Genomic DNA, 20665 nt, shown 5'->3' on the forward strand with positions numbered 1-20665 from the left:
CCCGGCCTAACGAATCACGCGGACACCCTAGTTGCCCGGCTTGGCTTGGCCCTGCTGAGTGGTTCCGGTGCTCGACGGTGTCGACGGCGGTGGTGCGGCGGCCTTCTCGTCCGGCAGCGGGCCGTTTTCGATGAGCGCGGCGAAAAGCTCCTTCGACTTCTTCTCGAGCAGGACCTCGTTGCCGCGGTTGTTCGCCTCACCGGTGGTCGGCACGGTGATGAACTTCACCGTGTCCGGGTTCAGCCCCTTCATCGACTGCGCCAGCGTGAGCATCTGGTCGACGCCGAGGTTGTCGCCGAAGGTGGCCGCGGTGAAGGCGTTGACGAACCCGGTCAGCTTGCCGCCGTCGAACAGCACTTCCTGCGACATCGTCTTCTTCAGCAGCGAGCCGATCACCAGCTGCTGGCGCTTGATCCGGCCGTAGTCGGAGGTGACGTCGCCCTTCACGTGCCGCGCGCGGACGAAGTTGAGCGCCTGGTCGCCGGTGATCACCTGCTCACCCGCCTGCGGCACGATCACCCCGAGCACGTCGTCGATCACCGGCTCCTCGATGTGCACCGGCACCCCGCCGACCACGTTGATCATGTCCTTGAAGCCGTGGAAGTCGATGCCGACGAAGTGGTTGATCTTCATCCCGGTCAGCTGCTGGATCTGCTTGGTGGTGCACTGCGGCCCGCCGATCGCGTAGGCCTCGTTCAGCTTGGCCTTCGACTTGGCAGGCACGACCTCTTCGAGGTACTGGCCGGTGTTGGAGTCCCAGCGCTTGCAGTCCGGCCGGTTGACCTCGAGGTCACGCGGGAAGCCGACAACGATCACGCGTTTCCGGTCGGCCGGGATGTGCGCGATCATCAGCGAGTCCGAGCGTGCGCCGCCGACCGAGTCCGCGGTGCCGACGCCTTCCTCGGCCTCCGCGCCCGCCCGGGTGTCCGAGCCGGCGATGAGGAAGTTCTCGTCGCCGAGCTGCCCGGCCGCGTTCTGGATGTCCGCCGAGTTCTCGTCGAGCGCGGCGATCTGGTTGAACTTGCTGTTGAACCAGGTCTTCATGCCCCAGCCGCCCGCGCTGAGCACGAACATCAGGCAGGCCAGCACGATCGCGGTGATCCGGCCGGCCTTGGCCGACCGGTCGACCCGGCGCTGCTTCTTCTCCTGCAACCGGGTCTGCGGGGCGGCCGAGTTCTCGTCGGGCTCGGCTTCGGTTTCCTCGGCGCTTCCCGCACGCAGGTGCGCGAGCGGGTGCGGCCGCGGTTTCGCGGCGCCCTCCCCGGGGTGCACCACCCGCTGGAGCTTGGTGCGGGTCTGCTCGATCAGCTTGACCGGCGCCGCGGTCAGCCGGGACAGCCGTTCCTTGCGCTTGGCCTCCTCGGCGGCCATCTCGTCGTGCGCGGCGGAGAACCGGGCCAGCGTGTTGTCGATCTTGCGGCGGTACTTCGTCGCGTCGTCGACCGGCTCCATCTGGTCGGTCATGATCAGCCGGTCTTCGGCGGAGGGGCGCTCCGGCCGCACCGGCTTCGGCCGCGGCGGCTGCGGCTTGGCCACCGGCGGCGTGACCGCGGTCTTGGCCTCGGGCAACGGCACCGCCGCGGTCGGTGCCGCGGCAGGCGGGGCCGAACGCGCGGGCGGCGGCGTGGACGGCGCCGAACGCGCGGGCGCCGCTGCCGCTGGCCGTGCCGCCGACGGCGCGGATGCCGCCGGACGCGGGGTGGAGGGCTCCGACGCTGGCCGGGCGGCTGCGGAGGGTGCCGGGCGTGCGGGCGGTGGTGTGGCGGGTGCCGATGCCCCTGGCCGTGCCGTCGCCGGTGGCGGCTGGCGGCGCGGCGGCCTCGGCGGTGCCGGTGGCGTGCGCGGCGGCGCGGGTGGCGACGGCGCCTGCGCGGCAGGCGGCACCCCGTTGGCGGGCGGCCCCGACGGGCGACGCGTGGGCGTCCGCCTCGGCGGTACCCCGTTGGGCACCGGGTTGGGGCCCGTCGGCCGACGCGGCGGCAACTCCTCGTGCTTGTTCCGCGGCGGCGGCACCGGGCGCGGAAGCCCAGGCGAACTGGGGTGTGCCTGCGGCCGCGGGCGCGCGGGCGGCGGTGGCGGCGGAGGCTCGGGGTCCGGCTCGGGTTCGGGCTCGGCCACCGGCGGGACCGGGTACTTGCCGGTCGCCTTGGCCATCACCTCGTTGACGCTGATGCCGCCGTAGGTGTCCATGGAACGGCGCCGCGACCTGCGGGAACGACCGGTGCCAGAGGAGAGGTGATCGTCAGGCACTCAGTCTCCCTTCAGCACAGCGGTGGTGAGTCGACCACGTTCCTCGACTTGACTCGGCGGACTCCGGTGGATCATCGCCAGCCGGACGGCTTTCGTTATCCTACGGATACCCGCCGTTCGTGACGACACCATCCCGTGATGTTTTTACACACGGTGTGAGTTCGGCGGGTTACCGGCAGGTTCCAGTACGTCCGTTATCACCCGCAGTGGGAAATCGGGCCAGTGCGGGTTACCGAGAGTGTCGAATCTGACCGGGGATTTCCGAATCCGGACAAGCCACCACATTGCGGCCCGCGCGCTTGGCCGCGTAAAGGAGCGCGTCGGCCTCACGCAGGCGCTCTTCGGCCCGGCCCCGCCGCGCCGTCAAGCCCGCGCTGACCGTCACCACCAGGCCCGGCCGTATGCGGTGCCAGGGGTACCGAGCCACCCGGAGCCGCGCGCGCTCCACGGTGGTCAGCGCTTCGCGTGCGGTCAACCCGGGCATGACCAGCGCGAACTCCTCGCCGCCGTACCGCGCGCAGAAGGCGTCGCGCGGCAGTTCCTGCTTCAGCAGCGCGGCCACGCGCTGCAGCACGCGGTCGCCGACGAGGTGCCCGAAGGTGTCGTTGACGTCCTTGAACAGGTCGATGTCGACCATCGCCAGCGCCACGTGGTGGCCGTCGAGCTGGGCGAGCCGCTGGTCGAGGAAGCGGCGGTTGTAGCCGGAGGTGAGCGGGTCACGCTCGAGCGCGGAGCGGAGGTGCTGGTAGGCGCGCTCCCAGTTGCCCTGGGCCGCGAAGAGCGAGGCGATCGTCTCGTGCAGCGCGGGCAGATCCGCGGCCTCGGTGTGGACTGCGATCCCGTCCTTGGACACCGCTTTCACCTCCGCCACTTGATGTTCGTCGTCGTGCAAGAGGCGGCGCTTGAGATATCGGGACGCGGCGAAGGCGAAAATCGCTCAACCGGACGACGAAGCGTAACCGGTTCACGATTTCGGACACGGAGCGAAGCCGTAAACCCGGCGATCGAGCAGAACTACGCGCTGGGAACCGATCTGCTCACCGATCGCGGCACCCGCGCGGCGAATGGTCAGCGACACCGCCACCACGTACACCGAACCGCGCGGCGGGTCATCACCATCGGGTGACCACTCGGGGTCCGGGCGCACGGTGGACATCGCCGGGTAGATGTCGAGCGTGAGGTCGCCGAGCGCGCAGTCCTGGCCGGTGAAGTCGGGGTGCTGCGTGGCTTCGAGAAAGCGTTCCTGCTCCTCGGGGCCCTGGTCGCCGGCGCGGTTGAGGAGGTCGAAGTACCGGCCGACGAGGTCGGTGTCGGTCTCCTGGCGCGGCTTGAGCGGGGTCACCCCGCAGCCGCTGACCAGCAGGGCGAGCGCCAGCGCCACGGCTTTCCGCATGCGTTCAGGTTAGCGGGGCGGAGTTGTAGTCCGGCGCGGTTTCCTGGCCGGACATCCGCTGGATCGCGCCCATCACCTCGTCGGTGACCTCGCGGCGGGCGGGCCCGGACTTCGGCTGCCCGTTGCCGTGGATCGGCGGGCCGAAGGTGACCGTGACGCGGTGCGGGCGCGGCAGCCGCCGCCCGACCGGCTGGAGGCGGTCGGTGCCGGTGAGCGCGACCGGCACCACCGGCACGCCCGCGGTCAGCGCCAGCCACGCGACGCCGGTGCGGCCGCGGTACAGCCTGCCGTCGAGCGAGCGCGTGCCCTCGGGATAAATGCCGAAGACCTTGCCGTCGGCGAGCACGCCGAGCGCGGTCTCGAGCGCGCCCTGAGCGGCCCGGTGGGTGCCGCGTTCGACCGGCACCGCGCCGGTGGCGGTGAAGAACCAGCGGATCACGCGGCCACGGAGGCCGGTGCCCTGGAAGTACTCCGCCTTGGCCAGGAAGTGCACCTGGCGCCGGGTGACCAGCTGGAGGACCACGCTGTCGATGAAGGACAGGTGGTTGCTGGCGAGGATGACCGGGCCGGTGCGGGGCAGGTGCTCGTGGCCGCGCACGAGGGGCCGGAAGAGCAGGCGGAAGAGGAGCCGGAGAACGATCACGTGCGCACTATAGCGCGTTTAACGTCCGATCGTTCGGACGCTAAACTCGGCGGATGAGCCCGCGCAGGTCTGTCACCGATGCCCGCGAAACCCGGTCCGCGATCCTCGCGCGCGGGGTGGAGCTGGCGACCGTCGAAGGTCTGGATGGCCTGACCATCGGACGTCTCGCCGCGGACCTCGGCCTGTCCAAATCGGGTGTGCTGGGGCATTTCGGCGCCAAGGAGGCGCTGCAGTTGGCGGTGATCGACACGGCGGCGGAGCAGTTCGGCCGGGAGGTGGTGGAGCCGAGCGCCGGCACCACCCCCGGCCTGCCACGACTGCGTGCTTTGTGCGAGGCGTGGCTGGTCTACCTCACGCACCCGTGCGGCGGGTTCTTCCTTTCGGCCGCCGCCGAGTTCGACCGGCGGCCAGGCCCGGTCCGCGACGCCATCGCCGGCATGAGCGCCCTGTGGCAACGCGATTTGCGCATGCACATCACCCTGGCCCTCGCCGACGGCGACCTGACGGGCGACGCCGACCAGATCCTGTTCAACCTGGTCGGCACCGTGCTCGCGGCAAACCACGCCCTACACCTAACCGGCGACGCGCAAGCCCTACCCCACGCCCGCCACGCCCTGCAAACCCAACTGCCCACTAGTCCACCCACACTCACGCGGCAGCAACCGTGACCGCACAGCAACAGGCGACCGCACAGCGATAGGTGACCAGCAGCGATGGGGGTCCGGGGGCAAGCCCCCGGCGGGGGCCTGGGGGCCCGGCCCCCAGACAAAGGAACGACGATCGACACGGGGGAAGGCGTGCCCGCCGACAAAGGGGTAGCCAAGATCGAGTGGGCCGCCTGGGGCTCGAACCCAGAACCTACGGATTAAAAGTCCGCAGCTCTACCAATTGAGCTAACGGCCCGCACCTGGAGTCTAGCGGGCCCGGCCGGGGTGGTGGGCAGGGTGGTCCCGACCCGGCACCGGCACTGTCCACAGTGGAGTTGACCACCACCGGCGACCCGGGCAGGGTGTGGGCATGACCGGGGCGGCGGACACCATGAGCATGGCCGTGCGCGAGCGCGCCGACTTCGCCGACTTCCTCGAGACGCTCACCCCCGAGCAGTGGGCCGGGCCCACCCTGTGTGCACAGTGGACCGTGCGTGAGCTGGTCGCCCACGCGGTCAGCTACGACGAACTGGGCTGGCCCCGCACCCTCCGCCGGTTCGTGCGGGGGCGGTTCCGGGCGGGCGTGGTCAACCAGCTCGGGATCGACGAGTACCCCTGCCCGCCGGAACAGCTGATCGCCATCCTGCGCGCGAACCTGCGGCCGCGCGGGCTGCCGGCGGCGTTCGGCGGCATGATCGCGCTGCTCGACGCCACCATCCACCACCAGGACATCCGGCGCCCGCTCGGGCTGACCCGCGAGATCCCGCCCGAACGGCTCCGCCGCGCGCTCCACCTCTCGCTCCGGGCCCCGCCGATCCGCGGCTTCCAGCGCTCCCGCGGCGTCACGCTGGTCGCCACCGACGTCGGCTGGCGCCACGGCCGCGGACCCGAGGTGCGCGGCCCCGGCGAGGCCGTGCTGATGGCGATCGCCGGCCGCCGGGAGGCGCTGGCCGAGTTGACCGGGCCCGGGCTCCCGGTGCTCACGGCCCGTCGCTGACCGCCGCGCCCGCGACCCATTCGACGCGGTCCCAGTGCCGCAGGGTGTAACCGGCCTCGGCCAGCGCGTCGACGAAGTCCGCGCCCGCCTGTTCGAGCGCCGGGTACACCGACAGCCCGCTGCGGCCGGCCACCCCGAAACGGGCGCCGTCGACGAGCAGGTCGAGCAGGTGCTCTCCGTGCACCCGCTCGGCCACCGCCCGCGCCGTCCCGGCGTCGATCGGCCGGTCCAGTGTGCCGGCCACGATGGTCACGTTCCACGTCGGCGATCCCGTTGAGGCATCGACGCGCGGCCAGTCTTCCGCTCGAGTGCACGCTCGCGTCATGGTCCCACTTCCCCAGGGTGCTCGCCGGTAATCGTGCCACACGAAGCACCCTACGAAAGTCCACAATGGACGTATAACGCGTGTCTAACTCGGTCGCCGGGTCAGGGACGGGCGGCGTTGACCGGCGTGTAGCTCAGGATGAGCAGGCCGGTGTCGTGCACCTCGACGCCGTTGTAGTGGAACTTCGCCTGCTGCGTGTCGCGGTAGAGCAGCTCCGACGGCTGCGCCTTGCCCGACAGCACCGGGTGCAGCCACAGCCGCAGCTCGTCGAGCAGGCCGTGCTCCAGCAGCAGCCTGCTGACGTCACCGAAGCCGTACTGCAGCAGGTTCGTGCCGGACTCCTTGATCTCGCGGACCTTCTCGGCCACGTTCTCGCTGATCACCTCGGTGTTGGTCCACTCGGGCTCGGTCAGCGTGGTCGAGACCACGTACTTCTTGATGTTGTTCATCCGGTCGGCGAACTCGTCGACCCCGGCCCGCGAGGACCACGCGCCGGCGAAGCCCTCGTAGGTTTCGCGGCCCATGATCAGCGCGTCGGCGTCGGCCAGCTGCGCGGTGGCGGCCTTCTGCGCCTGCTCGCCGAAGTAGTCGAAGTGCCAGTCCATCATGTTGCTGATGTCGCCGTCGAGGGTCAGGTAGGTGGCGTTGACGATCTTGCCCATCGGAAGCTCCTCGGTGTCCGGAGTGTGTCTCGGGGTGTGTTCGCCAGTGCGTCGAGCGGGACGGCCCGGCATCGACAGGGCTCGACGAACTTTTTTCCGTGACTTTCCGGTGACTTTCCGATGACACAGCGCTACCGCTGCTAGCAGAACGTACGTGTGCTGGCCGTTAGACCATTTGGCCCTTAACTTTTGCCACGAGTCAACATAAGTTGTTCTCATTTCGTCGGAAGAACGATGTCCGTGCGCCTCTCGAGGGACGCCCGGGTCGAAAGGCGAGGCACGTGGCAATGGTGTCAACGATGTCAGTGATGTCGCCGACGTCGCCGCACGGGCGATGCGGCCGTCCCGCGGCCCGAGCCCCCGCATTTCCCGTCGACGCCCCCGGGGTGGAACCCCCGGCGCGGGCCCAGCCCTGACGTTCCCCGCTCCCCGCCTCTCCTCGTCCCCGAACGGAGATCCGTCATGGATAGAACCGGCAACGCCGCCCCCCGCTCCGGGTTGTCGCGCCGCTCGATGCTGGCCACCGCCGCGGCCGGGGTGCTGATCCCCGGCATGGTGGCCGGTGCCGCCGCCCCGCACGCCGCCGCGGCGGCCGGGCTGACCCGAAAGCTCACCATCTACGCCGAGCCGCTGCCCGGCGGCCAGTTCGGCTACGGCCTCGAACCGGGCAAGGCCAGCATTCCCGGCCCGCTGCTGGAGATCTACGAGGGCGACACCCTGGAGATCGAACTGGTCAACAACACCGACCAGCGGCTGTCCATCCACCCGCACGGCGTCAACTACGACACCAACTCCGACGGCGCCCCGCTGAACAACTCCTTCAACAAGCCCGGCGAGACCCGCACCTACATCTGGCGCACCCGCACGCAGTACAAGGCCGCCAACGGGTTCTGGATGCCGGGCAGTGCGGGCTACTGGCAGTACCACGACCACGCGATGGGCACCGACCACGGCACCGTCGGCCTGCAGAAGGGCCTCTACGGCGGGCTGATCGTGCGCAAACGGGGCGACCTGCTGCCGAGCAGGCAGTACACCGTGGTCTTCAACGACATGATGATCAACAACAAGGTCGCCCCCGACACCCCGATGTTCGAGGCCAACCAGGGCGAGCGGGTGGAGTGGATCTGCATCGGCCACGGCATCTTCCCGCACACCTTCCACCTGCACGCGCACCGCTGGGCGGACACCCGCACCGGGATGCTCAACGGCGAGAACGACCACGCCAACGTGATCGACAACAAGAACCTCGACCCCGGCGCGTCCTTCGGCTTCCAGGTGATCGCCGGTGAGGGCGTCGGGCCGGGGGCGTGGATGTACCACTGCCACGTCCAGAACCACTCGGACATGGGCATGGCGGGCATCTTCCTGGTCCGCAACCCCGACGGCAGCATGCCCGCCGGCGCGCAGGAGGCGATCGACCGGTTCAAGCACCACGACCACACCGGGCACACCGCCCAGTCCGGCGCGACCGCGCACAGCAACCACTAGTTCCCAACCACCAATGAAGGAGTCAGGGATGGGGCGAAGAGTTTCGGCAGGCTGGTCGAAACGGCGACGATCGGCGGCCGCGCTGGCCGTCGGGGCGGTGGTCTCGCTCGCGGCGCCGCTGGCCACCACCGTCGTCGCGCAGGCGGCACCGGCCGCCGCCGCGGCGGTACCGGTCTCCGTGCTGGTGTTCCACGGCCCGGCGGCGGAGCAGAAGGACCCGGTGCTGCGGGCCAGTGACGCGATCGCGCGGCTCGGGCAGGACAACGGCATCGCCGTCACCTCGAGTTCGGACCCGGGTGTGTTCACCGCGGCGAACCTGGCGAACTACCGGGGTGTGGTGTTCCTGTCCGCGGAGGGCGTGACGCTGTCCACCGAGCAGGAAACCGCGCTGAAGAACTACATGAAGGCGGGCGGCGGCTTCCTCGGCCTGTCCGACGCCGCCAAGGCGCAGGACGACTCCACCTGGTTCACCGGGCTGATCGGGGCCCGCCCGGTCGGCGCCCGTCCCGCTCCGGAGGCCGTTTCGGCGGTCACCGTCAGCGCGGAGAACCCGCCCAACGAGGGCAAGGACAAGCTGACCGACGGCAACGAGAACACCAAGTGGCTCGCGTTCGCCAAGACCGGCTGGATCAGCTACCAGCTGGCCGCGCCCGCCGCGATCAGCAGCTACTCACTCACCTCGGCCAACGACTTCCCCGGCCGCGACCCCAAGGACTGGACCCTGCAGGGTTCGGCCGACGGCACCACCTGGACCGATCTGGACAAGCGCACCGGCGAGGTCTTCGGTGACCGCTTCCAGACCAGGACCTTCGAATTCACCAACACCACCAGCTACCCGCACTACCGGCTGAACATCACCGCGAACGGCGGTGAGACGGCCACCCAGCTGGCGGACCTCGAGCTGTACAAGGCGAACTCGCAGACCCCGCCGCCGCCGGAGCCCGCGCCCGCCGAGGCCACGGTCAACGTGCTCGACCGCCACCACCCGGCGAACGAGGGCCTGCCGCTGAACTGGAAGCGGACCGACCGCTGGCTGAACTGGGACGTCAACCCGGTCGGCCAGGTGCACACCATCGCGCAGGTCGAGGAGAAGGGGTACAACCCGGGGCCGGGCGCCAACGGGCCGTTCCACCCGATCTCCTGGTGCCGCGACTACGACGGCGGCCGCTCCTTCTACACCGGCATGGGCCGCACCGAGGGCAGCTACGGCGAGGACCAGTTCCGCGGCCACCTGCTCGGCGCGCTGAAGTGGACCACCGGCATGGTGCGCGGTGACTGCAAGGCCACCATCGCCGCCAACTACAAGGTGGAACGGTTGTCCAAGGCGAACGCCGCCGGGCAGATGGACCAGATCGGCGAGCCGCACGGGCTGACCATCGCGCCGAACGGCCGCGTGTTCTACATCGGCAAGGCCGCCTGCGCGACCGGCCCGGTGCCCAGCTGGGACGACCCGAACGTCGGCCTCGGCTGCGGCACGATCCACCAGTGGGACCCGGCCACCAAGCAGGTCAAGCTGCTCACCACGCTCAAGGTGATGGGCAACCGGGGTTCCGGTGACGAGCTGGTGAAGAACGAAGAGGGCCTGGTCGGCATGACCCTGGACCCGAAGTTCGCCGAGAACGGCTGGTTCTACGTCTACTGGATGCCCTGGGAGTCCATCGACAAGGACAAGCGGATCGGCAAGCGCACGGTTTCGCGGTTCACCTACGACGCCGCGAAGGCCACCATCGACCAGTCCACCCGCAAGGACCTGCTGTCGTGGGACACGCAGATCCACAGCTGCTGCCACGCCGGTGGTGGCATGGCCTTCGACAAGGACGGCAACCTCTACATCGGTTCCGGTGACAGCAACTCGTCGCAGGGCTCGAACGGCTACTCCGGCAACAACTGGACCGCCGACTACAAGGGCGTTTCCTTCCAGGACGCGCGCCGCACCTCGGGCAACACCAACGACCTGAACGGCAAGATCATCCGGATCCACCCGGAGGCCGACGGCACCTACACCATTCCGCAGGGCAACCTGTTCCCGCCGGGCACCGACAAGACGCGCCCGGAGATCTACGTGATGGGCGTGCGGAACATTTCGCGCCTGCAGGTGGACCCGGTGACCAACTGGGTCACCGCGGGCTGGGTCGGCCCGGACGCCGGCTCGCCGAGCCCGGAACTCGGCCCGGCGAAGTACGAGACGGCGACCGTGATCACCGAAGCCGGCAACCACGGCTGGCCGTACTGCATGGGCAACCGGCAGCCGTACCGCGACCGCAGCAGCTCCGACGCCGCGGTGCTGACCGGCTGGTACGACTGCAACAACCCGGTGAACACCTCGCCGCGCAACACCGGCCTGGTGAACCTGCCGCCGATCAAGGACAACATGATCTGGTACTCGCCGGACGGCGGCGGCCCGATCTTCCCGAACCGCCCGAACAGCTCCGTGCCGACCTACAACGCCGCGGACGCGACCTACACCCAGCCCTACCTCAAGGGTGGCGGTCAGGCGGTCATGTCCGGTCCGACCTACCACCGCGAACTGGTCAACACCAACAGCGGGGTGGCCTGGCCGGAGTACTGGGACAACAAGTGGTTCATCGGTGACCAGTCCAACTCGCAGAACCGCGTCGCGGTGACGGTGGACCCGGCCGGCGTTCCGACGCAGCAGCCGCCCGCCTTCGCCGAGACGCTGCGGCAGATCATCCCCTCGGGCAGCGGGGACGGGAAGCTGCTGAGCTGGATGGACGCCAAGTTCGGCCCGGACGGCGCGCTGTACCTGCTGGACTACGGCAACGGCTTCTTCAGCCTCGACCCGAACCAGAAGCTGATCCGGATCACCTACACCGGCGGGGCGGCCACCCCGGCGCCCACGGCCACGAACACCAACGTGCAGAGCAAGCCGCTGACGGTGGCGTTCAACGGGCTCAAGTCCGGTGGGGTGGCCTGGGAGTGGGACTTCGGCGACGGCACCATGTCGACCGAGGCCAACCCGCGGCACACCTACACCCGCACCGGTCCGTTCACCGCGAAGCTGACCACCACCTACGCCGACGGTGAGCAGGTGGTCTCGCGGACCACGGCGAACGTCGGCTGCCTGGTGGCCGACCCAGGGGAAACGGTGACCGTCGGGGACACCGACACCGGTGTGCCCAACCGCAACGCCGGTGGCGGCTGCAAGGTCGACGACATGATCGACGACGAGAGCACCTGGCCGACCAAGGCCGGGTTCATGGACCACGTCAAGAACGCGACGCGGAACCTGAAGCAGCTCGGCATCATCAACGACAAGCAGCGCGACAAGATCAACCAGGTGGCGCAGGACTCGCCGATCGGGACGCCCGGGCACTTCGGGTACACCTCGATCTTCGACGGGACCTCGCTCAAGGGCTGGGAAATGGCGCCGTCCGGTGAGTTCACCATCCAGCCGGACGGTTCGCTGCGGCCCAGCGGCGGGCTCGGCATGCTCTGGTACGCCGGGCAGCAGTTCGGCAACTACTCCTTGAAGCTCAAGTTCAAGGACATCGCGCCGGAGGGCTTCCGCGCCAACAGCGGCGTCTTCGTCCGCTTCCCCGATCCGCGCACCCCGCTGGACCAGCGGCCTCCCGGTAGTTGCGGGACCACCGGTTCCGCGGCCACGTCACAGGCCTGGGTGGCCATCTACTGCGGCCACGAAATCCAGCTCTACGACGGGGACACCGGGGAACCGCAGAAGACCGGGTCGGTCTACAACTTCGACCCGAACCCGCTCGACGCGGCCGGTGCCACGCCGAAGGGGCAGTGGAACGAGTACGAGATCAGGGTTGTCGGCCAGCACTACACGATCATCCGCAACGGCAAGGTGATCAACGAGTTCGACAACAACCCGGGGATCCAGTCCTCGCGGCCGGGTGATCCGCCCACCGATCTCCGCCAGTTCGCCGACGGGTTCATCGGCCTGCAGAACCACGGCAACAACGACCTGATGGAGTTCCGCGACATCCGGGTGCGGCCGCTGTAGTTCCAGTGATCCTCCCCGGCCGGCGCGCGGCCCCGCGCGCCGGCCGGGCCTTCAGGAAGGTTTTCCCGCTATGTCCCGACGAATGCTCGCCGCGCTGGCGGCGGCGCTGACCATGCTGGGGCTGGTGGTGGTGCCGGCGTCGGCGTCGTCGCCAGTGGCCGCCGCGGCCCAGACGCTGACCTGGACCTCGGATGAGAACGTCACCCACTACACCTCCGCCCCCACCACCGCGGTGGCCGGCGAGACCACCATCGTCTTCGAGAACAGCGCGGCGACCGGGAACGACACCGGGATGCTCCACACGCTGACCTTCGACACCTCCACGCCCGGGTACAACCACGACGCCCAGGTGAACATCACGGCGAGCCCGACCGACGCGAACAACGGCCGCCACGAGCTCACGGTGAACCTGACGCCGGGCAAGTACCGGTACTTCTGCGCGCTGCCGGGGCACAGCTCCATGCAGGGCGAGTTCGTGGTCACCGAAGGCGGTGGCGGGGAGGACACCACGCCGCCGGTGGTCACCGCGAAGGTGACCGGCACGCAGGACGCCGACGGCAACTACGTCGGCTCGGCGGCGGTCGAACTGTCCGCCACGGACGACAACTCCGGCGTGGACAAGGTCGAGTACCAGCTCGACGGCGGCGCGTGGACCGCCTACACCGCACCGGTGGTGGTCTCCACGCCGGGCGCGCACATGGTCCACTACCGCGCGACCGACAAGGCGGGCAACACCTCCGCCGAAGGCATGGCGTCGTTCACCGTCGTCGAGGACGGCGGTGGCGGTGACACCACACCGCCGGTCGTCACCGCGAAGGTGACCGGCACGCAGGATCCCGACGGCAACTACGTCGGTTCCGCTTCGGTGGAACTGTCCGCCACGGACGAGGGTTCCGGCGTCGACAAGGTGGAGTACCAGCTCGACGGTGGTGCGTGGACCGCTTACACCGCACCGGTGGTGGTCTCCACGCCGGGCGCGCACATGCTGCACCACCGCGCGACCGACAAGGCGGGCAACACCTCGGCCGAAGGCATGGCGCACTTCACCGTCGTCGAAGAGGGCGGCGGCGAGGACACCACACCGCCGGTGGTCGCCGCGGTCATCGAGGGCACGCAGAACTCCGAGGGTGCCTACGTCGGCTCGGCTTCGGTCAAGCTGAACGCCACCGACGAGGGTTCGGGCGTGGACAAGGTGGAGTACGCGCTCGACGGCGGCGCGTGGACCGCTTACACGGCACCGGTTCCGGTGACCGCGCTCGGCGAGCACACGGTGAAGTTCCGTGCCACGGACAAGGCGGGCAACGCCTCCGCCGAGGGCTCGTCCGCGTTCACCATCGTCGAGGGCAGCGGGGACGTCGAGCCGCCCAAGACCTCGATGGCGGTGACCGGGGTGCAGAACTCGAACTGGGCCTACGTGGACAAGGCGACGGTGACGCTGACCGCCACCGACACCGGATCCGGCGTGGACAAGGTCGAGTACCAGCTGAACGGGACCGCGTGGGCCGCCTACACCGCGCCGCTCGAGGTGACCGCGGTCGGCACGCACACGGTCACGTACCGGGCGTCGGACAAGGAAGGCAACGTGGCCGACGCGCGCACCGGCACGTTCACCGTGGTCAAGGGCGGTTCCGGGCCGGGGCAGGACGTCTGCCCGGATTCGGACCTGCGGGCGACGGTGATCATCGGCGGCATCGACAGCCAGGTGAAGAACGTGGACATCGGCAACGGCTGCACGATCAACGACGTGATCGCCGAGAACGCCGAGTACGCGACGCACACCAAGTTCGTGCGGCACGTGAAGGCGGTGACCAGGGAACTGGTCACCAACGGCGTGATCACCAGCGATCAGCGGGACCGGATCGTCACCGCGGCGATCAACTCGGACGTCGGCACGCAGACCGCGAAGGCCGTCTGAGTTCTTCTGAGTTCTTCCTGATCCGTGGGTGCGTAGGGTTTCCTACGCACCCACGGTCGTTTTCCAGGCCTGGTGGACCACTTGCATCGACGGGCTGTGGTCGGTGCCGGGGCCGAAGAAGGCGCACACCGAGTTGGTGGCGGTGTACCAGAGCACGGTGTTCCCGCTGTCCGCGGTGATGTCGTGCGCCTTGCCGCGCAGGCCGCCCTCGCTCCAGTCCTGTTCGCTCAGCCACTGCGCGCCGGGGAGTTCGAGGAACTCCTGGCTCAGCTGCTGGCAGGTCTGCGGGCTGTCCGACGACAGGTAGTTCGCGAAGTAGGCGACACCGTCGATCTCGAACCGGCAGCGCACGTGGTTGCGGGCCGAATAGAGGTCGCCCTGGCTGGCGGTGCCCATGGCGTTGACGCAGTCGGCGGCTTTCGCGGCGGCCGGTCCGGCGAAGGCGATCAGGTCCTGGTCGTCGCGGAAGGCCGCGGGCGCCGGGCTGGGTGGCGCCGAGGACGGCCCGGCCACCGCGGTGCCGACGGTGTCCGGGCGCAGCAGGACCGCCGCGGTCACGCCGCCTGCGGCCAGCAGGGCGGCCACCACGATCGCCGCCGCCACCGGCTTCTTCTTGGCTTCGGGCTGGCGAACGGGCACGGGCGGACGGACTCCGTGTGGTGGGTGGGTCCACTGTGGACTCGCGGGTCCCAGTGCGCCCAGTGCCACGCAGGTTTCCGGCGAGTCGACGATGGTCGGCAGCACGCCGAGGCGCTGGTTGATCAGCCGCGCCACCAGCGGCATGCGGGTGGCCCCGCCGACCAGGTGGATCGCGGTGAGCGGCGTCGAACCGGCGGTTTCCGCGAGCAGCTCGACCGCCCGCCGCAGCGCCGGTTCGACCAGGGTTTCCAGCTCCTGCCGGGTGACGTGCGCGTCGGGCAGCGGCTCGGGCAGCGGGATGTCGGTCTGCGCGTACTGCGACAACGCTTCCTTGCCCGCCCGCACGTCCTCGGCGAGCATCCTGGCCGCGCGCAGGTCCTGGTGCTGGTGCACGCCGAGGTGGTCCAGCAGCAGCTGGTCGAGGTCGCGGCCGCCGAAGTCGGGCAGGCCAGCCTCGGCGAGCACGTCCCAGCCGGTGGCCGTCCGCCGCAGGACCGCGACGTCGGTGGTGCCGCCGCCCATGTCGAACACCGCGACCGCCTGCCCCGGCGGAACGTCGGCGCCCTGGGACGCGGCCGCGACCGGCTCGGCGACCAACCGCACGTCACCGTGCCAACCGGCTTCGCGCGCGGCGGCCAGCAGAACCGCGCGGCGCGTGCTGTACCAGTCGGCCGGATGGGTGAGCACCACGCGGTCGGGTGCGGGGGCTTCGGCGGCGACCCGGCGCAGGACCGCCGCGATCAGCGAGACCACCGGCACGGCGGCGTCGCCGAGCAGCACCTCACCGTCGTCCACGCGCTCCTTCGGATGGGGTTCGAACCGCGCCGGATCCAGACGCGCGCCGCGGATCGCTTCGCGGCCGACCACCAGGCCGCCGTCACGGCCGCGCAGCACCGCCGACGGCAGCACCGGCCACCCGTCGAACAACAGCAGCCGGGCCGGTCCGCCGCCGGTCCGCAGTGCGGCCACGGTGTTGGACGTCCCGAAGTCGACAGCGAGTTCTCGCACGGCGCGACGGTACTGAGCCGATGGTCGTCAGGAGGCCGTTGTGGCCGAATAGCGATGTGCCACTTCGGTGAACGCCGCCTTGGGGTGGTGCGTGCCGTCCGCGGTCACCTTCACCACGCCGAACCCGGCCATGTCGAGGTCGTGCTCGGGATCGTCGGGGTGGTGCGGGAAGTCCGGCATCCAGTAGGTGAACACAAAGGCGCCGTGCACGCCCGCGCGTTCGTAGAGGTCGATCAGTTCGCCCAGGTAGGCGGCCTGCGTGTGCTCGTCGCGCCGGTGGCCCTTCCGGATGCGCGGTGGGGTGGCGAACCAGTTGACGATGAGGAACGAGGCGGGGCCGCGACGGTCGGCGCCGGTGAACGCGCCGCAGCCGAACTCGGTGATGACGACCGGTTTGCTGGTGCACTGGACGAGTTCGCGCAGCCGCCGTTCGTAGGCCGCCGGGTCGGCGCCCATCCGGTAGAGGTTGACGCCGACCAGGTCGAACGGCGACCAGTCGACCTGCTCCCAGTACCCGGCCGCGTAGGTGATCGGGCCGTGGAAGGCACCGCGGGCGACGGCCACCGAGCGGGCGAGGAGGCGGTTGAGCACACGCGTGATCCGGCGGTCGAACAACCTTCGCCAGCGGATCAACACCTGGAGACGGATGAATTCGCGCGGACCGGGAAGCATGCCGGACAGGCGCAGCGAGTACTCGCAGCCCACCACCAGGGTGACCCGGCCCGGATACCGCTTGCGCAGCGCCTCGGCGCCGGTCGCGGTCTCGGCGATCCAGGCGAGGACCTCGTCGAAGGGCCGGTCGCCGAGCTGCGGTTCGAGCCACACGTCGAGCCCGAGGTCCAGCGCCCGTTCGGCGGCGGCGAGCTGGGCCGCGCTGTCGGTGCCCGCCAGCAACACCGTGGTGCAGTGGAGTTCTTCGCGGATGACCCGCAGGTCCTCGGCCGGGTCACGCTCACCCACGGTGTACGAAATGCCCCGGATGTCCATGTAAAGCAGAGTACCTGCTCTAGTAATGGGTTATCCTGGTGCCGATGCGCACCGTCAATCCCGAGGAGCACGCCCGCAAGCGAGCCCGGATCCTCGAAGCCGCCGCCCAGGAGTTCGCGCTGGCCGGGCTGGAGGGCACCTCGACCGCGGACATCTGCCGTCGCGCGGGCATCGGCTCCGGCACGCTGTTCCACTACTTCCCGACGAAGCGGGACATCTTCCACGCGCTGTTCAGCGACGACCTGGCACGCAACGCGGAGGTGTGCGAGCGGGCGCTGGCCGCCGACGACCCGGCCGACGGGCTGCGCCAGGTGACCGAGCACCTGATGGCCGACCTCGCCGACCCGCTGGTGCCCGGCCTGATGGCGGCCGCGTTGCTGCAGATCAACCAGGACGAGGAGTTCGCCGAGCTGGTCGCGGCGGACGAGCTGCGCATCCGCGCCACGCTCACCGAACTGCTCGCGCGAATGGACCCGTCGCGGCTGGCCTTCGCGCCGGACAGGGTGGCTTCGTGGATTCAGCGCGTCGCGGACGCCACCTATCTCGCCGCCGACGAAGAGGGCTTCAACGCGGCGGAACAGCTGGCGGAATTCCGCCAGCTCCTCACCTGGCTCACCGGCGGCTCCCTCACGACTGGCTGACTTTGCCGCGGTCCCGTCGCGTGTAGTGCCGCCGGGTCACTTCGACCACGGCGACCGTCGCCAGGCCGATGCCGAACGCGACCAGCAGGCCCATCGCCGGCTTGCCCGCGAAGCTCGCCCCGCCCAGGTAGCCGACCAGCACGCTGTACCCCGCCCAGATCGACGCCCCGAGCGCGTCCAGCGCGACGAACCGCCGCAGCGGGTACCGCAGGCTGCCGGTGGCCAGGCCGACCGCGACCCGTCCACCGGGCAGGTACCGCCCGGCGATGATCAGCGTGGTGCCGTGCCTGGCCAGCTTGTCCCGCACCCACGCGTACCGCCGCCGCCCGCGTTCGCCGCGTTGCAGGCGCGCGACCGCACGCGGGCCCGCCCGGCGGCCGATGCCGTGGCTCAGGCAGTCGCCGGCCAGCGCCCCGGCCGCCGCCAGCACGGCCAGCGCCACCAGGCTCGGTGCGTCCTGGCCCAGCAGCACCGCGACGGTGATCACCGTGGTCTCACTGGGCATGAACGGCAGCAGAGCGTCCAAAGCGGACACAAAGAACACCAGCACCCACAGCCACGGCGAACCCAGCGCGCCGGACACCAGCGCGGCGAACGAGTTCAGGAGATCAAGCATGGGCGCTGGGCCAGTGCGGCGAGGCGGCGCCGGTCCCCGAACGGGGCCAGCGGCGGGCTGGAGCTGATCCGGACGCCGAGAGCACGGGCGCGCAGCACCCGGCGCAGCGAAGTGACCACGGTGTCGTCGCCGACAAACGCGGGCACGGTACTGGGGAATTCGCCCTGCCAGTAGGAAATGTGCACCGGCTGGACCGGCGCGCCCGCGTCCAGCGCCGCCTGGAAGGCCGCCCGGCGGAACGGCACCGAATGCACTCCGCAGCAGGTGGTGGCCTCCGGGAAGACCATCACGGACCGGCCGGAGCGCAGGGTGTGCGCCAGTTCCGCCACCGTTCCCGGCAGTCCGCGAAGGCTGTGCCGGTCGATGAACCGGGTCCCGGCGCGCTTTGCCAGCCCGCCGATGAATGGCCACGTGGCCACCTCGCGCTTGGCCACGAACACCGCGTCGGTCACCGCCAGCAACACCGGGATGTCCAGCCACGAGATGTGGTTGGCGACCACCAGCGTGCCGGGTTCACTTGGGGTGTAAGCGGAATCGTCGAGCGCCACGTCCAGCGCGCGCAACGCGCGCCACGACCGGTCACGCAGATCTCCGTGTACCGCGGCGGAAACCAGCCGGGCGGCACGGCGGGCGGAGACGGCGGCGTCGACCGGCGGCAGCGGATCGGTTATGCACAGGGGTGTGCACGGGCTGTGGATCATCGCGCCGCACCGAGGAAGTAGCGGAGGTAGCGGTCGTCGATCCGGTCCAGCGGCAGCAGGGTGAAGAAGTCCGCCACGCCGAAATCCGGGTCGTGCGCGGGTTTTCCGCAGATCCACGCGCCCAGCCGGAGGTAACCCCGCAACAGCGGCGGCACCAGCGCATACGCCGGACGGCCGGTGACCGTGGGAATCCACGGCAGGTGCGGCGTCACTTCGTACGGCCCGGCGTGCTTCGCCGACAGGGCCAGCACCGAGGCCGCCGCCAGCCCGCCGTCGGCGAGCGGAACGGAGGTGCAGCCAGCCAGGTAGCGGTGCCCGGCCAGGTGCGCGTACCGCGCCACGGCTGTCCACATCAGACCGATCACCGCACCACCGCGGTGGTCCGGGTGCACGCAGGACCGGCCCAGCTCCACCAGCGAACCACGCAACGGGTCCAGCGCGCCCAACTCGAATTCGCTCTGCGAATACAGGAAATCACTGCGGCCGGGCGGCAGCAGCCGGTACGTGCCGACCACTTCGCCGGTCGGCTCGTGCTCGACGATCAGGTGGTCGCAGCACCGGTCGAATTCGTCGGTGTCGAATTCGCCGGCCAGCCGGGCGCCGAGTTCACCGGCGAACACGCGGTGCCGCAGCCGCTGCGCGGCGCGGAGCTGCTCGCCGGTGTGCGCGATGGAGGTCGTGTAGACCCCGGCGCGCACGGGTAGCATCGACAAGGAAGACATGTGTGCCTCTCTCGGTAACACACGCGCGGATCGTGGTCAGCGCTGCGCGCGTGCGGTGTCTTCGTCCGGGGTCGCCGAGTTCCCGCTCGGCGGCCCCTTTTTGTGCGGTCTGGTTAGTAGTCGACTTCGCGCACCCTCCGTCCCGTTTCTTCGACGACGCGGCGGATTTCGGCGACTTCGGCGCTGAGGTGTTCCTGGCCCGCCCGCAGCTCGGTGGCCAGTTCGCGGAGCACCCGCTCGCGGCGCGCCGACACCACCGTGCCGATGATCTTGCTCAGCTGCAGCACCAGCACGATGAGCAGCGTCATGCCGAAGGTGATGGCGACCATCGTGATGGCGGTTTCCTGCCAGCTCATCGGTCCTCCCCCGGCCGGTCGGACAGGGTCGGCACCGCGGCGGCGATCACCGCCGGGCTCAGCCGGAGCGTGAATTCCGTGACCTCGAAGTACTTCATGAGTTTTCCGTCCTCACCGGTTTCCAGCGTGCCGGTGACGAGCCCCGCCGCTTCCAGCCGCTGGAGGTGCATGTGCAGCAGCGGCCTGCTGATGCCGAGTTCCCTGGCCAGCCTGCTGACGTACTGGCGGCCACCGGCCAGCGCGCCGAGCACGCGCAGCCGGTGGGGGTTCGCCAGCGCGGTCAGCACGCGCAGCAGCGCGTCCCCGGTCTCGGGCATCGAGCTCATCCCCTCACGTGTAAGGAGAGGCTGACAGGTCCACGGGGGTCGCGGCCATCGCTCGCGGTGGATCTCCGGGAGAACTCAGGGTTCACCCCTGAGCCGGGCGCGTGTGGGTAGTTCTGCCGTCACCGGGGTTGACGCCGATTACGGCGATCGTACGATACGACCGGAAAAGCGATCACCAAATCGGGCCTCCTCGTTAGAATGAATTAGTGCGCATTCCTTAAGCGGTCCTACCAGCGGCTTCGCTGATGACCTCGCTCGTTACGCACCGACCGGGTGAACCAACTTCTGCCGGTGCTGACGCAGTGTTGACTTACTCGTCAGTACGCCCAGTGCCGATGGTCCGGACGGCTCGGCCGAAACGCCG

The 20665-nt window shown here is 69.9% G+C and carries 20 protein-coding genes and 1 tRNA gene; 7 read left to right on the forward strand and 14 right to left on the reverse strand.

Annotated features, from left to right (window positions below; genetic code table 11):
• Positions 1–27 precede the first annotated feature (27 nt).
• The gene (locus A4R43_RS32690; RefSeq protein ID WP_113698034.1) at positions 28–1464 is read right to left on the reverse strand and encodes an LCP family protein; all 1437 of its coding nucleotides are present in this window, start codon (positions 1462–1464) and stop codon (positions 28–30) included.
• A gap of 79 nt (positions 1465–1543) precedes the next feature.
• Here A4R43_RS32690 and A4R43_RS32695 point away from each other — a divergent pair, with 79 nt between their 5' ends.
• Entirely contained in the window at positions 1544–2182 is a 639-nt protein-coding gene (locus A4R43_RS32695) for a hypothetical protein (protein ID WP_162788666.1), read from the forward strand.
• Between the two features lie 297 nt (positions 2183–2479).
• On the opposite strand, the gene A4R43_RS32700 is transcribed toward A4R43_RS32695, so the two are convergent.
• The 3 genes from A4R43_RS32700 to A4R43_RS32710 all read right to left on the reverse strand — a co-directional run bounded on the left by A4R43_RS32700 (position 2480) and on the right by A4R43_RS32710 (position 4286).
• Complete coding sequence (locus A4R43_RS32700) at positions 2480–3121, reverse strand: GGDEF domain-containing protein (protein WP_113695615.1); 642 nt, start codon at positions 3119–3121, stop codon at positions 2480–2482.
• A gap of 93 nt (positions 3122–3214) precedes the next feature.
• Positions 3215–3643 carry a hypothetical protein gene (locus tag A4R43_RS32705; RefSeq protein WP_162788667.1) on the reverse strand — a complete coding sequence of 143 codons (429 nt, stop codon included), beginning with the start codon at positions 3641–3643 and terminating at the stop codon, positions 3215–3217.
• Between the two features lie 4 nt (positions 3644–3647).
• Positions 3648–4286: a lysophospholipid acyltransferase family protein gene (locus tag A4R43_RS32710; protein ID WP_113695617.1), complete on the reverse strand. Its 639-nt coding sequence runs from the start codon at positions 4284–4286 to the stop codon at positions 3648–3650.
• A gap of 53 nt (positions 4287–4339) precedes the next feature.
• On the opposite strand from A4R43_RS32710, the gene A4R43_RS32715 reads away from it, so the two are divergent.
• Complete coding sequence (locus A4R43_RS32715) at positions 4340–4954, forward strand: TetR/AcrR family transcriptional regulator (protein WP_113695618.1); 615 nt, start codon at positions 4340–4342, stop codon at positions 4952–4954.
• Positions 4955–5116: 162 nt separating this feature from the next.
• Here the strand turns inward: A4R43_RS32715 and A4R43_RS32720 are convergent.
• A tRNA-Lys gene (locus tag A4R43_RS32720) sits at positions 5117–5189 on the reverse strand.
• 114 nt (positions 5190–5303) lie between these two features.
• Between A4R43_RS32720 and A4R43_RS32725 the strand changes: the two genes are divergently transcribed.
• Complete coding sequence (locus A4R43_RS32725) at positions 5304–5930, forward strand: maleylpyruvate isomerase family mycothiol-dependent enzyme (RefSeq protein WP_113695619.1); 627 nt, start codon at positions 5304–5306, stop codon at positions 5928–5930.
• Here the strand turns inward: A4R43_RS32725 and A4R43_RS32730 are convergent.
• Both A4R43_RS32730 and A4R43_RS42995 read right to left on the reverse strand, forming a co-directional pair.
• Positions 5914–6174: a hypothetical protein gene (locus A4R43_RS32730; protein WP_162788668.1), complete on the reverse strand. Its 261-nt coding sequence runs from the start codon at positions 6172–6174 to the stop codon at positions 5914–5916. The genes A4R43_RS32725 and A4R43_RS32730 overlap by 17 nt on opposite strands.
• 182 nt (positions 6175–6356) lie before the next feature.
• A complete protein-coding gene (locus A4R43_RS42995; RefSeq protein ID WP_162788669.1) occupies positions 6357–6917 on the reverse strand; it encodes a dihydrofolate reductase family protein in 561 nt (186 codons plus the stop codon).
• Positions 6918–7430: 513 nt separating this feature from the next.
• Between A4R43_RS42995 and A4R43_RS32740 the strand changes: the two genes are divergently transcribed.
• The 3 genes from A4R43_RS32740 (at position 7431) to A4R43_RS32750 (ending at position 14305) form a co-directional block, all read left to right on the forward strand.
• A complete protein-coding gene (locus tag A4R43_RS32740; protein ID WP_113698035.1) occupies positions 7431–8405 on the forward strand; it encodes a multicopper oxidase domain-containing protein in 975 nt (324 codons plus the stop codon).
• Between the two features lie 28 nt (positions 8406–8433).
• Positions 8434–12390 carry a ThuA domain-containing protein gene (locus A4R43_RS32745; RefSeq protein ID WP_113695622.1) on the forward strand — a complete coding sequence of 1319 codons (3957 nt, stop codon included), beginning with the start codon at positions 8434–8436 and terminating at the stop codon, positions 12388–12390.
• A 70-nt stretch (positions 12391–12460) separates the two neighbouring features.
• Positions 12461–14305 (forward strand): OmpL47-type beta-barrel domain-containing protein, encoded by a 1845-nt coding sequence (locus tag A4R43_RS32750; RefSeq protein ID WP_113695623.1) that lies wholly within the window; start codon positions 12461–12463, stop codon positions 14303–14305.
• 42 nt (positions 14306–14347) lie between these two features.
• On the opposite strand, the gene A4R43_RS32755 is transcribed toward A4R43_RS32750, so the two are convergent.
• The gene (locus tag A4R43_RS32755) at positions 14348–15952 is read right to left on the reverse strand and encodes an Hsp70 family protein (protein ID WP_113695624.1); all 1605 of its coding nucleotides are present in this window, start codon (positions 15950–15952) and stop codon (positions 14348–14350) included.
• A gap of 27 nt (positions 15953–15979) precedes the next feature.
• Entirely contained in the window at positions 15980–16939 is a 960-nt protein-coding gene (locus A4R43_RS32760) for a hypothetical protein (protein WP_113695625.1), read from the reverse strand.
• A 44-nt stretch (positions 16940–16983) separates the two neighbouring features.
• On the opposite strand from A4R43_RS32760, the gene A4R43_RS32765 reads away from it, so the two are divergent.
• Positions 16984–17580 (forward strand): TetR/AcrR family transcriptional regulator, encoded by a 597-nt coding sequence (locus A4R43_RS32765; protein WP_236808422.1) that lies wholly within the window; start codon positions 16984–16986, stop codon positions 17578–17580.
• Here the strand turns inward: A4R43_RS32765 and A4R43_RS32770 are convergent.
• The 5 genes from A4R43_RS32770 to A4R43_RS32790 form a co-directional block, all read right to left on the reverse strand.
• The gene (locus A4R43_RS32770; RefSeq protein WP_113695627.1) at positions 17567–18196 is read right to left on the reverse strand and encodes a DedA family protein; all 630 of its coding nucleotides are present in this window, start codon (positions 18194–18196) and stop codon (positions 17567–17569) included. The two genes, A4R43_RS32765 and A4R43_RS32770, sit on opposite strands and share 14 nt — an antisense overlap.
• Entirely contained in the window at positions 18181–18897 is a 717-nt protein-coding gene (locus tag A4R43_RS32775) for a lysophospholipid acyltransferase family protein (protein WP_113695628.1), read from the reverse strand. The genes A4R43_RS32770 and A4R43_RS32775 overlap by 16 nt, the downstream gene beginning before the upstream one ends.
• Positions 18894–19619, reverse strand: a complete 726-nt coding sequence (locus tag A4R43_RS32780) for a GNAT family N-acetyltransferase (protein WP_113695629.1) — start codon at positions 19617–19619, stop codon at positions 18894–18896. Before A4R43_RS32780 ends, A4R43_RS32775 begins: the two co-directional genes overlap by 4 nt.
• Before the next feature lie 113 nt (positions 19620–19732).
• On the reverse strand, positions 19733–19975 hold the full coding sequence (locus A4R43_RS32785; protein ID WP_113695630.1) for a hypothetical protein: 243 nt from the start codon (positions 19973–19975) through the stop codon (positions 19733–19735).
• A complete protein-coding gene (locus A4R43_RS32790) occupies positions 19972–20301 on the reverse strand; it encodes an ArsR/SmtB family transcription factor (RefSeq protein ID WP_236808423.1) in 330 nt (109 codons plus the stop codon). The genes A4R43_RS32785 and A4R43_RS32790 overlap by 4 nt, the downstream gene beginning before the upstream one ends.
• Between the last annotated feature and the right edge of the window lie 364 nt (positions 20302–20665).

Origin of the sequence: Amycolatopsis albispora (assembly GCF_003312875.1) — a bacterium.
Taxonomy (GTDB): Bacteria; Actinomycetota; Actinomycetes; order Mycobacteriales; family Pseudonocardiaceae; genus Amycolatopsis; species Amycolatopsis albispora.